This is a genomic window from Rhodococcus sp. NPDC127527 (assembly GCF_042672245.1).
In the GTDB taxonomy this organism is placed as follows: domain Bacteria; phylum Actinomycetota; class Actinomycetes; order Mycobacteriales; family Mycobacteriaceae; genus Rhodococcus_G.
Genome location: NZ_JBHXVP010000001.1, coordinates 265,739 through 277,681, shown reverse-complemented (window position 1 = coordinate 277,681; position 11,943 = coordinate 265,739). Strand labels below are relative to the sequence as shown.

General features: G+C 70.6%; 12 protein-coding genes and 1 pseudogene. 9 read left to right on the top strand and 4 right to left on the bottom strand.

What is annotated here, in order from left to right; all coding sequences use genetic code 11:
• Positions 1-26 precede the first annotated feature (26 nt).
• The 4 genes from ACFVH2_RS01275 (at position 27) to rraA (ending at position 3,558) form a co-directional block, all read left to right on the top strand.
• Positions 27-1,523, top strand: a complete 1,497-nt coding sequence (locus tag ACFVH2_RS01275) for an adenylate/guanylate cyclase domain-containing protein (RefSeq protein ID WP_378420771.1) — start codon at positions 27-29, stop codon at positions 1,521-1,523.
• Positions 1,524-1,789: 266 nt separating this feature from the next.
• On the top strand, positions 1,790-2,566 hold the full coding sequence (locus tag ACFVH2_RS01270) for a MerR family transcriptional regulator (RefSeq protein WP_378420769.1): 777 nt from the start codon (positions 1,790-1,792) through the stop codon (positions 2,564-2,566).
• 95 nt (positions 2,567-2,661) lie between these two features.
• Complete coding sequence (locus tag ACFVH2_RS01265; protein ID WP_378420767.1) at positions 2,662-3,045, top strand: DUF5313 family protein; 384 nt, start codon at positions 2,662-2,664, stop codon at positions 3,043-3,045.
• 33 nt (positions 3,046-3,078) lie between these two features.
• Complete coding sequence (gene rraA / locus ACFVH2_RS01260; RefSeq protein ID WP_378420765.1) at positions 3,079-3,558, top strand: ribonuclease E activity regulator RraA; 480 nt, start codon at positions 3,079-3,081, stop codon at positions 3,556-3,558.
• A 53-nt stretch (positions 3,559-3,611) separates the two neighbouring features.
• Here the strand turns inward: rraA and ACFVH2_RS01255 are convergent.
• Positions 3,612-3,995 (bottom strand): annotated as a pseudogene (locus ACFVH2_RS01255) (L,D-transpeptidase); the annotation flags it as partial.
• Between the two features lie 238 nt (positions 3,996-4,233).
• Entirely contained in the window at positions 4,234-4,455 is a 222-nt protein-coding gene (locus ACFVH2_RS01250; protein ID WP_378420763.1) for an RNA-binding S4 domain-containing protein, read from the bottom strand.
• 47 nt (positions 4,456-4,502) lie between these two features.
• On the opposite strand from ACFVH2_RS01250, the gene lysX reads away from it, so the two are divergent.
• The 4 genes from lysX to ACFVH2_RS01230 are packed head-to-tail and all read left to right on the top strand — an operon-like array spanning position 4,503 to position 9,994.
• Positions 4,503-7,832, top strand: coding sequence for a bifunctional lysylphosphatidylglycerol synthetase/lysine--tRNA ligase LysX (lysX, locus tag ACFVH2_RS01245; protein ID WP_378420760.1), 3,330 nt, complete (start codon positions 4,503-4,505; stop codon positions 7,830-7,832).
• An 8-nt stretch (positions 7,833-7,840) separates the two neighbouring features.
• Complete coding sequence (locus ACFVH2_RS01240) at positions 7,841-8,554, top strand: DUF998 domain-containing protein (RefSeq protein WP_378420758.1); 714 nt, start codon at positions 7,841-7,843, stop codon at positions 8,552-8,554.
• A gap of 17 nt (positions 8,555-8,571) precedes the next feature.
• Positions 8,572-9,378: an alpha/beta fold hydrolase gene (locus ACFVH2_RS01235; protein WP_378420756.1), complete on the top strand. Its 807-nt coding sequence runs from the start codon at positions 8,572-8,574 to the stop codon at positions 9,376-9,378.
• Positions 9,379-9,382: 4 nt separating this feature from the next.
• Entirely contained in the window at positions 9,383-9,994 is a 612-nt protein-coding gene (locus ACFVH2_RS01230) for a histidine phosphatase family protein (RefSeq protein WP_378420754.1), read from the top strand.
• Positions 9,995-10,026: 32 nt separating this feature from the next.
• Here ACFVH2_RS01230 and ACFVH2_RS01225 read toward each other — a convergent pair whose 3' ends face one another.
• Positions 10,027-10,944, bottom strand: a complete 918-nt coding sequence (locus tag ACFVH2_RS01225) for a cutinase family protein (protein ID WP_378420752.1) — start codon at positions 10,942-10,944, stop codon at positions 10,027-10,029.
• A gap of 198 nt (positions 10,945-11,142) precedes the next feature.
• Here ACFVH2_RS01225 and ACFVH2_RS01220 point away from each other — a divergent pair, with 198 nt between their 5' ends.
• On the top strand, positions 11,143-11,325 hold the full coding sequence (locus ACFVH2_RS01220) for a hypothetical protein (protein ID WP_378420750.1): 183 nt from the start codon (positions 11,143-11,145) through the stop codon (positions 11,323-11,325).
• A 127-nt stretch (positions 11,326-11,452) separates the two neighbouring features.
• Here the strand turns inward: ACFVH2_RS01220 and ACFVH2_RS01215 are convergent.
• A partial coding sequence (locus ACFVH2_RS01215; RefSeq protein WP_378475682.1) for an Ig-like domain-containing protein occupies positions 11,453-11,943 on the bottom strand: 491 nt, incomplete at its 5' end.

Below are 11,943 nucleotides of genomic sequence, written 5' to 3'. Positions count from 1 at the left end.
ATGGGCACCGCGACTAGCCTGGAGCCATGGACCCGCCGGGGACCAGGTACCTCCAGCGTGACGGGCACGCGCTGGCGTACCAGGTGGTGGGCGAGGGCAGCGTCGACGTGGTCCTGTTCCTCGAGATCGGCCTGCACCCCGACCTGATGTGGACCGATCCGCACATCCATTACCTCTTCGAGCGGATGGCGACGTTCGCTCGAACCGTGTACTTCCAGCGGCGCGGACTCGGCCTCTCCGACCCGGTCGACCACATTCCCACGCTGGAGCAGCAGGCCGACGACGTGCTCGCCGTGATGGACGAGGTCGGGATGAGCGCGGCCACGATGGTCGGCATCGGCAGTACGTGCGGTCCGCTCGCGTTGATCGCGGCCCGCGCACCGGACCGGGTCACCGGCCTGCTGCTGCAGCAGCCGTTCGTCGAGGGCGTGCTCCGCGAGGGCACGGGCGAGCCGCACGGCTGGGACCCGGCGACCCGGCGGCGATTCGTCGACGGATGGCGTGCCGTCTACGAGAACTGGGGGTCGGGCCAGCTGATGTCCATGTGGGATCCCACCGAGGACTCCCCGTTCAACCGGCGACTGATGGCGATGCTCGAGCGCTGCTCCGCCACCCCCGCGACCGCACGCGCCCACCTCGAGTGGCTGTTCCGGATCGACTGGTCCGACGCGCTCCCCTCGATCCAGTGCACGACGCGGGTCCTGCACTTCCCGGCGAGCCCGGTGCCGGAGGCGGTCTCCCGGTACGTCGCGGACACGATTCCGCACGCGACGCTGCACGTGCTGCCCACCGCCCAGCCCGGTGCGTCGCTCGGGGAGGCGTGGGTGCCGATCGTCGACCACGTCGAGGTGCTCGCCACCGGCGTCAGCCGGCCCGTCGACGCCGACCGGTTCCTCGCGTCGGTGCTGTTCACCGACGTCGTCGGCTCCACCGAGCGGCTCGCCCGGATCGGCGACGTCGCCTATCGCGACCTGCGCGCCGCGCACGAGCGTCAGGTTCGCGACGAGGTCGAGCGCGCCGGGGGCCGCCTGGTGAACGTCACCGGCGACGGCACCTTCAGCGTCTTCGACGGCCCGGCGGCGGCGGTGCGCTGCGCGGCGCGGATATGCCACGACGCAGCCACCCTCGGGCTCGACGTGCGGGCAGGCGTGCACGCGGGCGAGGTGGAACGTGCCGGGTCGGAACTGACCGGAATGACGGTGCACATCGGCGCCCGCATCGGCGCCGCCGCCGGCCCCGGCGAGGTGTTGGTCTCGCGGACCGTGCGCGACCTGGTCGTCGGGTCCGGGCTCGCATTCGTCGGCCGCGGTGAGCGCCCCCTCAAGGGCGTCCCGGGCCGCTGGCCGCTGTTCGCCCTGGCCGACACCCAGCCGGGGCAGTCCCCCCTCCCCCGAAAGGCACCGAGCCTCAACATGATCGACCGCACCGTGCTCCGCACCGCCCGCCGGGCTCCGCAAATCCTGCGGGCCGTGGTGAGTATGGCGAACGCCAATCAACGCCGACAGTCCCGAAACGCGAACTAGCCTGGGAAGACGGACCCGCCGGGGACCAGGTACGTCCAGCGCGACGGGCAGGCGCCGGACTGTCGGCCGTCGTACCGCGAAAACCGTTGCGCCTCAGGTTGATCGACCGGCTCGCCCTCAGTGCCGCGCGCCGCTCGCCGCAGGTGATGCGCGCGGCCGGCCCCATCCAGCACCACCGGGCCCGACAGCGGGCAGCGGACCGTCGCGAGCGGCACGATGGGTGCGGACTTGACCCTCACGCGGCGGGAGGCTGCACGGTGGTTGGTGTGAGCGAGAACAGGGAGCCCCGGCTGACCGTCGGCGAGGTGGCCCGGCTCGTCGGGGTGAGCGTGCGGACGCTGCACCACTACGACGAGATCGGGTTGGTCACGCCGTCGGGTCGCACGCCGTCCGGATACCGGAGCTACTCGGGCCCGGACGTCGAGCGCCTGCACCGGGTGCTGACCTACCGGGAACTCGGCTTCCCCCTCGAGGAGATCGCGACCCTCCTCGACGATCCGTCCGTGGACGCGCTGGCCCACCTGCGGCGGCAGCGCGAGTTGTTGGCGCAGCGGATCGATCGCTTGCATCGGATGGCCGCGGCCGTGGAGAAGATGATGGAGGCGAAACAGATGGGTATTCAGCTGACCCCCGAGGAGCAGCGCGAGATCTTCGGCGACGACTGGCTCGGCGAGGAGTACGCGGCCGAGGCCGAGCAGCGCTGGGGCGACACCGACGCCTGGAAGCAGTCGCAGGTCCGGGCGGCCACGTGGACCAAGGACGACTGGAAGGCCGTCAAGGCCGAGGTCGACGCCCTCGAGGCGGACTTCGCGGCGGCCCTCGCCGACGGCGTCGCGGCGGACTCGGACCGGGCGGCCGCGCTGGCCGACCGGCACCTCGAGAGCATCCGCAGGCACTACGACTGCGGCTACGACATGCAGGTGTGCCTCGCGCAGATGTACCTCGCCGACGAGCGCTTCCGGCGGCACTACGACGACGTCGCGGCCGGGCTCGCCCAGTACCTGCACGACGCGATCGTCGCGAACGCCGCCCGGCACGCGTAGCGCCGGATCTCGCTCACGGTCTGTGGCCCGCACGCGCGGAAACCGCCGTTCGGGCCACATTCTGTGCGCCGACTCCGGCGACCTACCCTGTACCCATGCCCGACCAGCGCAAACCCACCTTCGGCCAGTACCTCGGCTACCTGTTCGGCCGGACCCTGCCCGACTCCCTGCAGGACTGGGTCAAGGGTGACCTGGTGGGCCGGGGCGCCTCGGTGCGCTACGTGGTCCGGTTCACTGTGCCCCTGATCCCGCTGTTCCTGGCGTTCTACCTGTTGATCCCGGGCGAGCGCTGGATCCCGCTGGCGATGATGGCGCTGCTGCTGTTCCCGGTGCTGTACTTCGCGATCGCGCTGATGAACATCTATCGCAGGCATCGCCTGCTCGCACACGGTCTCGATCCCGAACTGCTCAACGAGAAGGCGCAGCGCCGGGTCCAGCGCACCCGCGAGGACTACGAGCACCGGCACGGTCGTGGCTAGGCTGTTGCCCGTCCGTAGACGAAGGGAACACACATGAGCGAGCAGGTAGCCACCGCCGATCTGGCCGACGAGATCGGCCCCGACATCCGCAGCTGTGACACTCAGTTCGTCCAGTTCGGCGGCAGCGCAGTGTTTTCCGGCCGGATCACCACGATCAAGTGCTTCCAGGACAACCTGCTCGTCAAGCAGACCCTCGGCGAGCCCGGCAACGGCGGTGTCCTGGTGGTCGACGGGGACGCGAGCGTCCACACCGCACTGGTCGGCGACATCATAGGCGGCAAGGGCGTGTCCAACGGCTGGGCGGGCGTGATCGTCAACGGCGCCGTCCGCGACTCCGCGATCCTGCGGACCCTCGACATCGGCATCAAGGCGCTGGGCACCAACCCGCGCAAGAGCACGCAGACCGGCTCCGGCGAGAAGAACGTGCCGGTCTCCTTCGGCGGCGTCACCTTCAACCCCGGCGAGATGGTCTACAGCGACCACGACGGCGTCGTCGTCCGCGCGGAGGACTGATCCGCCGAGAGTGCAGCGGGGACGCCGCTGCACTCTCGCCCGCGGCGGACCGTTCAGTCCACGACGGTGACGAGGTCACCGACGCTGACGTGGTCGAAGAACCACTCGGCATTCGCGGGGCTCAGATTGATGCACCCGTGGCTGACGTTCTGGTAGCCCTGCTGGTCGACCGACCACGGCGCGGAATGGACGAAGATGCCGCTCCACGTGATGCGCACCGCGTACTCGACGTCGAGGCGATAGCCGTCGGGAGAGTCCACCGGGACGCCGTAGGTCGACGAGTCCATCACCATGCTGCGGAACTTCTCGAGCACCTGGAAGGTCCCGAGCGGCGTCTCGTGTCCGGGCTTGCCCATCGACGCCGGCATCGTCCGGACCTCGCCGCCGAGGTCGACGGTGAACTGGTGCGTCGAGACGTTCGCGACCGCCACCGGAGCGCCGGCGGCGGGCGTTCCGAGTCCGTCGGCGGGGGCCGCTCGGGCCGCGTTGCCGACGCCGGACAGCACCACCGCGGCGACCGCGACGAGCACCCGCACACTCTGCTTCTTCGACATGGCTTACCCGCCCTTCGGAAAGACGCGGCTAGCCCTACCAGTCAAGCACTCCCGTCTCCCCGGCAACAGAGCCGAGGACACCTCGCCGAGCGACCGGCCGCCCGACACGACATCGGAGCGGCTACTCCCGCGCTACCCGGGCGCTCATGCCGCCGATCTCCACGACGTCGCCCTCCCGCAGCTGCCGGCCGCGGCGCACCTCCGGCTCACCGTTGACGCTGACCAGACCGTCCGCGATGACACCCTTGGCCTCCGCGCCGGAATCGATCAGGTTGGCCAGCTTGAGGAACTGGCCGAGCCGGATGGACTCGTCGCGGATCGGGACGTCTTCGGGCGCAGGCATACCCCCATCCTCCCCCACCCCCACACGGAACCCTTCACACTGGGTACATGACGCCGACCACGACCAGCAAACTTCCCGGGGGTCCGGCCCGGCCACCGGCCCGCGCCCTCGGCAAGCCGCCGAACGGTCGGCTCAACCAGGTGCCGCACATCGCGGGGCTCGTCGTCGGGATCGTCTCGATCCTGGTCTTCCTGTGGAGCCTGTCGCCGGTGCTTCGCTACCTGACCCGGGTGCCACGCGAGTACCTCGACGCGTACTACCTCGACGCGCCCGACACCAGCTTGGCCTGGGCCCTGGTTCTCGCACTGCTCGCCGCCGCTCTCGCCAGCCGCAAACGGATCGCCTGGTGGTTGCTGACGCTCTACCTTTCGCTCTTCTCCATCGTGAACGTCGCGCAGGTCGCGATCGACCGCGACCTCAATGCGGTCGGCGCCCTCGTCGTACACGTGGCCATGGTCGCCGTGCTCGTCGCCGCGCGCCCGCAGTTCTACACGCGGGTGCGTCGCGGTGCCGGCTGGAAGGCACTCGGCGTTCTCGTCGCCGGGCTCGCCATCGGAACCCTGCTCGGCTGGGCGCTGGTCGAGCTGTTCCCCGGCACCCTGCCGCAGAACCAGCGACTGCTCTGGGCGATCAACCGGGTGGCCGGTGTCGTGGTGGTCGGGAACGAGCAGTTCGACGGTCGCACGCACGGCTTCGTCAACACCGCGCTCGGCCTGTTCGGAGCCCTCGCGCTGCTCGCCGCGGTCATCACGCTGTTCCGGTCGCAGCGCTCGACGAACGCACTCACCGGTCACGACGAGTCGGCCCTGCGCGGCCTGCTGGCCCGCTACGGCGCCGACGACTCGCTCGGTTACTTCGCCACCCGCCGAGACAAGGCGGTCGTGTTCGCGCCGAGCGGCAAGGCCGCCGTCACCTACCGCGTGGAGCTCGGGGTGTGCCTGGCCAGCGGTGACCCGATCGGCGACGAGGAGGCCTGGCCGCACGCCGTCGACGCGTGGATGGACCTCGCCTCCACCTACGGCTGGACGCCCGCCGTGATGGGGGCCAGCGAGCTCGGCGCCACCGCCTACAACCGGGCCGGGCTCAACGTGCTGGGGCTGGGCGACGAGGCCATCCTGCACACCCGCGACTTCAACCTGAACGGTCGTGAGATGCGCCAGGTCCGGCAGGCCGTGAATCGTGTTCGCAAACACGGCATCTCGGTCCGGCTCCGACGGCACCGCGACGTCCCACCGGAGGAGATGGCGCAGGCGATCAGGCGGGCGGACGCGTGGCGCGACACCGAGACCGAGCGGGGCTTCTCGATGGCACTGGGCCGGCTCGGCGACCCCGCGGACGGTGACTGCCTGCTGGTCGAGGCGGTCGACGAGGACGGCGGCGTGCAGGGCATGCTGTCCCTGGTGCCGTGGGGAACGACCGGCGTCTCCCTCGACCTGATGCGACGAAACCCGTTGGCACCCAACGGCGTGGTGGAACTGATGGTGACCGACCTCGCGACCGGGGCGGACAAGTTCGGTGTCACCAAGATCTCCCTGAACTTCGCGGTCTTCCGCGCCGTGTTCGAGGAGGGTGCCCGCATCGGCGCGGGACCGGTACTGCGCGTGTGGCGTTCGGTGCTGGTGTTCTTCTCGAAGTGGTGGCAGCTCGAGGCGTTGTACCGCTCCAACGTGAAGTACCAGCCCGAGTGGGCGCCGCGATACCTGTGCTTCTCGGACAGTCGCGTGCTGCCCAAGGTGGGTGTGGCGTCCGCGGTGGCCGAAGGCTTCGTCACCCTGCCGAGGCTGCGCAGGCGCGACGTCAGCAAACACACCGGCGTGCACGAGGCGGTGCCGGCCGCGGTGGCCGCGGCGGTGCTCCTGCACGAGGACGGCAGCGCGCCCGACGTCCCGATCACCGAGTCCGCCGAGGCGGCCGGACCCCGGCGGCCCGAGCAGGTGCGGGTGCGGATGGACAAGCTCGCCCGGCTCACCGAATCGGGGATCGACGGCTACCCGGTCGCCTGTCCGCCGACCCACACCGTCGCCGCGGCCACCGGCTCACCCGAGGGCACGCAGGTTCGAATCGCGGGCCGGCTCGTGCGGATCCGCGCGTACGGCGGCGTCGCGTTCGCGGTGGTGCGGGACTGGTCGGGCGATCTGCAGGTGCTGTTCGACCGCACCACGGTCGGGGACCGCCTCGACGAGTTCACCGCCGACTTCGACCTCGGCGACCTGATCGAGGTGAGCGGCACCATCGGCCGCAGCCGCAAGGGTGAGCTGTCCCTGCTCGCCGCCGAGTGGCGGATGAACGGCAAGTGCCTGCACCCGCTGCCGGACAAGTGGAAGGGCCTGTCCGACCCGGAGACCCGGGTGCGCCAGCGGTACGTCGACCTCGCGATCAACGCCGATGCCCGTGACCTGCTCGTCGCCCGCAGCGCCGTGGTCAAGTCCCTGCGCGACAGCCTGACCGCGCGCCAGTACCTCGAGGTGGAGACGCCGATCCTGCAGCGGGTGCACGGCGGAGCCAACGCGGCACCGTTCCTCACCCACATCAACGCCTACCACCTCGACCTGTACCTGCGGATCGCGCCGGAGCTCTACCTCAAGCGGCTCTGCGTGGCGGGCATGGAGAGGGTGTTCGAGATCGGCCGGGTGTTCCGCAACGAGGGCGTGGACTTCAAGCACAACCCCGAGTTCACGATCCTCGAGGCCTACGAGGCGCACAGCGACTACGAACGGATGATGGTGCTCTGCCGCGAGCTCATCCAGGCGGCGGCGGTCGCGGCGCACGGCCGCGAGATCATCCTGCGGCCGGGTCCCGACGGCGGGCTCGTCGAGGTCGACATCTCCGGGCAGTGGCCGGTCAAGACCATGCACGGGGCCGTGTCGGAGAAGCTGGGCGTCGAGGTCACCCCGCAGACCCCGCTCGAGGAGCTGCGGCGGCTCTGCGACGAGCACCAGATCCCGCACCAGCCGGGCTGGGACGCCGGCGCGGTGGCGCAGGAGATGTACGAGCACCTGGTCGAGGGTCAGACCGAGTTCCCGACCTTCTACACCAACTTCCCGACCTCGATGTCGCCCCTGACCAGGCCACATCCGACCATCCCCGGAGTTGCGGCAAAGTGGGACCTGGTGGCGTGGGGAATCGAGCTGGGCACCGCGTACAGCGAGCTGACCGACCCGATCGACCAGCGCGCCCGACTGACCGAACAATCGCTGCTGGCCGCGGGCGGTGACGAGGAGGCAATGGAATTGGACGAGGACTTCCTGCAGGCGCTCGAGCACGCGATGCCCCCGACCGGCGGCCTCGGGATGGGCGTCGACCGCGTGGTCATGCTGATCACCGGCGGCAGCATCCGCGAGACCCTCGCCTTCCCGCTCGCGAAGCCGCGCCAGTGATCGGCGCGATGACGCCCGCGTCCACGGTCGCCACCACGAATCCGCAGCGACGCGGACGGGCGGCGCTGGTCGCCCTGCTCGTCCTCGGCCCGATCCTCTACTCGACGTGGCTGTTCGGATGGTTCCTGAGCTCGCACCTCGACCAGTCCCGGGCCTACGCCAGCGAACTCGCCGCGCTGGACCAGCCGTGGGGCCTCTTCTACCGCACCGGCGACCTGCTCACCGGCATCGTGCTCACCGTCGCCGCGGTGCTGGCGGTGTGGCTACGCCCGCGGCGACTGCTGACCACGATCGGCTGGATCGGCCTGGGAGTCTTCGCCGTCTCGACGATCCTGGACTCGCGTATGCCGCTGGACTGCGCGGCGCACGCCAGCGCGGCCTGCGCCGCCCGGGAGCAGGCCGGCCTGCTCGACGAGTCCCGCTTCCTGCACGCCTCGACCAGCACCATCGCCGCGACCGCCGCCGCGGTGTCGGTCTTCGCCTTCATCATCGCCGCCTTCCGCTACGGCTGGCCGCGCTGGACGCGGTGGTCCGGGCTGGCGGTGGTCGTGGTCTACATGATCGGCAACGCGTGGACCCTCTTCGCCATCGACATGGACGGCCGGGGCGACGAGGTGTGGCTGCTCGGCTACGCGCAACGACTGCAACTGGTCGCCGTCACCGGATGGATCGTGTACCTGGCCGCGATCGCCGCGAGGGAGTGGCGTCGAGGTTCCACGTGAAACCGTCCGGAAGATCAGTGCAGGTCAACGAGTCCGAACTGCACGTCGTGGTGGACGGGGACGGGCCGCCCGTGCTGCTGTGCGGCGGCCTCGCCGGCAACTGGTTCGACTGGGACGCGGTCACCCGCGCACTCGAGCCGGACCACACGGTGATCCGGTTCGACCGGCCCGGGTTCGGGCTCAGCGCCCCCACCGGCAGGCCGCCGACGGCGCGCGGCGAGGCGGCCCGGATCTCGGCGGTGCTCGACGCGGTCGGGGTCGTCGACCCGGTTCTGGTCGTCGGGCACTCGATGGGCGGCTGGTACGCGGAGGCGTTCGCCCGGCTGTACCGCGACCGGGCCGCGGGTCTGGTGCTGCTCGACGCGAGCGTCGAGCCACCGCGGCAGCCCGCGCTGCCGTCGCCCTGGCGATACGGCCTGGCCTCCGCGACCGCCGCTGTGGTCTCCGGGATCGGGTTGCAACGGCTGTGCGGGCCGACGGTGCACCGGCTCGCGCACCAGGCCGAGCCGGACGCCGCGATCGCCCCGCTGATGGAGCGGATCGTCACCCGCCCGAGTTACCTGCGCGCGGTGCTGATCGAGAACGCCGCCTACGCGGATCTGCCCGCCGAGATGGTGCCCATCCGCGGCGAGGGTCCCCTGCCCGACACCCTGGTCGTCGCCGCCGACCCGGGTCTGCCGTGGTCGGGCGCGTGGCTCCGCACGCAGCGGGGGCTCGCGGCGGACCTGGGCGCGCGGTTCGAGGTGCTGCGTCCCGCCCGGCACACCGCGATGATCGATCGACCCGCCGCCGTCGCCGCCCTGATCGCGGGCATGACAGGGTGAGCCGGTGCAACTGCTGCTGATCCGCCACGCCCTGCCCGAGCGCATACTCACCGCCGACTCGCCCGCGGGTGCGGACCCCGCCCTCACCACAGAGGGTCGCGCCCAGGCCGCGAGATTGCCCGGGGCGCTTGCCCCGTATCCGATCTCGGCGATCGTCAGCAGCCCGCAACTCCGGGCCAGGGAGACCGCGGCCCCGCTCGCGACCGCGTTGGACCTGACGGTCACCGCCGACCCCGACCTGGCCGAGTACGACTACGGCCGCGCACACTACGTGCCGATCCACGAGGCGAAGCAGATCGCACCGGACACCTACGCCCGAATCCTCGCCGGGCACCTGCCCGATTTCGTGGACGCTGACGCCTTCCGATCCCGGGTGCTCGACGGGATCGACCGGGTGGTCGCGAACGCCGACCACGAGGACACCGTCGCGGTGATCGCGCACGGCGGTGTCGTCAACGTGTACCTACAGCACCTGCTCGGTCTCGACCGGCCGCTGACCTTCCCGATCGACTACGCATCGGTGACCCGGATCCTGGTGTCCCGCAACGGCAACGCGCGCCCCGCCTCGATCAACGAGACGGGGCACGTGCGGGACCTGCTGATCCGGCACCGGTAGCGCTCCGACCGACCGCTACGAGGAGACCGGCGTCAGGCCTTGCCCCGAAGCCAGCCCGCCAGCCAGGTGCCGGGGGTGTTCCCCGCGGCGTCGACCGTGTAGTGCCAGTAGCTCTGGTGCACTCCGGAGCCGTAGAACTGCTCGAGCTGGCCGACCCGCTCACCGTTCGACTTCTCGCTCAGCTGGTCCTGCAGGGCCGGGATTCCGCCCGCACCGACCAGGTCCTGCCAGATGGCGCCCGCCTCGGGCACGTAGTTCGGCGAGTCCGAGGAACCGGGATCCGAGTTCACGGCCGCGGCGCCCGCGAGCCGGGTGACGAAGTCGGTGCGCTCGGTGGAGCAGTAGAGATCGCCGGGGGCACAGAACGTCACGGTCCGGTCGCTTACCCACCCGAAGCCGCCGATGCGCGGGCCGCCGGCACCGTTGCCGGGCACCCTCGGACCGATCAGCGCGTCCGTCTCCGAACGCTGCGGATCGGACAGCAGTCCGACAGCGGCGATCTTCTCGGGACGGATCGTGCTGGTCCCGCGGCCGATCTCGGCGGCGAGGTCGCCGGCGGCGTCCGCACCCTGGCTGTAGCCGATGATCGCGAACCGGGTGGCCCCGCACCGCTGCTGCATGGCCTCGAGCATGCCGCGGGCGTTGTCGGTGGCCTGCTTCTTCGAGGCCCCGTACACGTCCCCCTCCCACGGAAAGGCGGTGGCCGCGTACGTCACGTAGTCGGAGCGGATGTTCGCCCCGCCGAGGCGATCCGTCACCTGGGCCAGCATGCCCGGCGTCGGCTCCTTGTCTGCCTTGGTGGACGTCTCCCAGGTGCCGGGCACCGCGACCACGTAGAGGCTCGGGCAATCCTCGGCCGGAGCGGCCTGCGCCGCGGCACCGGAAACGAACATTCCGGCGGCGGCCGCCGCACACGCTGCGACGATGGCCGAGAACTTCTTCACACGCATGACTGGCCCCCAAAGTTCTTACGAATTCGTCCGATCTACCAGGTGTTGATGGTTGCATCGGAATGTGTCGAAATGGTGCACGAACGGTGAAGAAACGTTACCGCAGGAGCCCGCCGATTCGCACCGAACGTCCGCCGAACAATGGACAAATACGGCGCCCGAATCCGGCCGCTCGACCGTCACGGGCAGAATCGAGGCATGGTCGACACTCCCGTGCTCCTCACGATCGGCTCGGTCTGCGTGGGATTCGTCCTGTTCGTGACCGCAGCCAGCGGCGCTCGCGGCCGCTGGCACCGCGGGTTGGTCATCGCGCTGTTCGTCGCGGCGGTCTGCTTCCTCACCGCGGTCCCGCTCACGGTCGCGCTCACCGCGGGCGTGTAGCGCCCGCTCGCATCACCGCAACTCGCACCGCAAGCGTCCCCAGCACCGCAGGAACGCGGAGTGCGCCGATTGGTGGCGAACTCCGCGTTCGACCCGGGACTACCTGTCGGTCCCGGCAATACCGGGATCAGGACCCGAAGATGTTCTCCAGGCTGCCCGCGCTGCCGGTTCCCTCGCCGCCGGGATTCGTGCCCGGCACGGTCACCGACTGCGCCACCGCTGCCGAGTCGGAGAACCCTGCGGCACCGGCGAACTCGGCCGTGACGGCGAACGTCCCCGCGGTGTCGAAGGTGTGCGACAGCGTCGCGACACCGTTGACCACGGCCACCGGGGAACCGACCGCGACACCGTTGATCTTGAATTGCACGGCGCCGTTGGCGGTGGCCGGGTCGACCTTCGCCTTCAGCTCGACCGTGTCACCCTTCGCGACGCTGCCGATCGAGTCGAGCGTGGTGGTGGTCGCCACGTCGGTCGGGTCCGGAGCGGTCACATTGACGCTCGACGCCGTCGAGACCGAGTCCTTGAAGCCCGCGCCGGCCGTGAACGCCGCCGTGATGCTGTGCGACGCCACCGTGTCGAACGTGTGCGGCAACGTCGCCACACCACCGGAAACCGCAA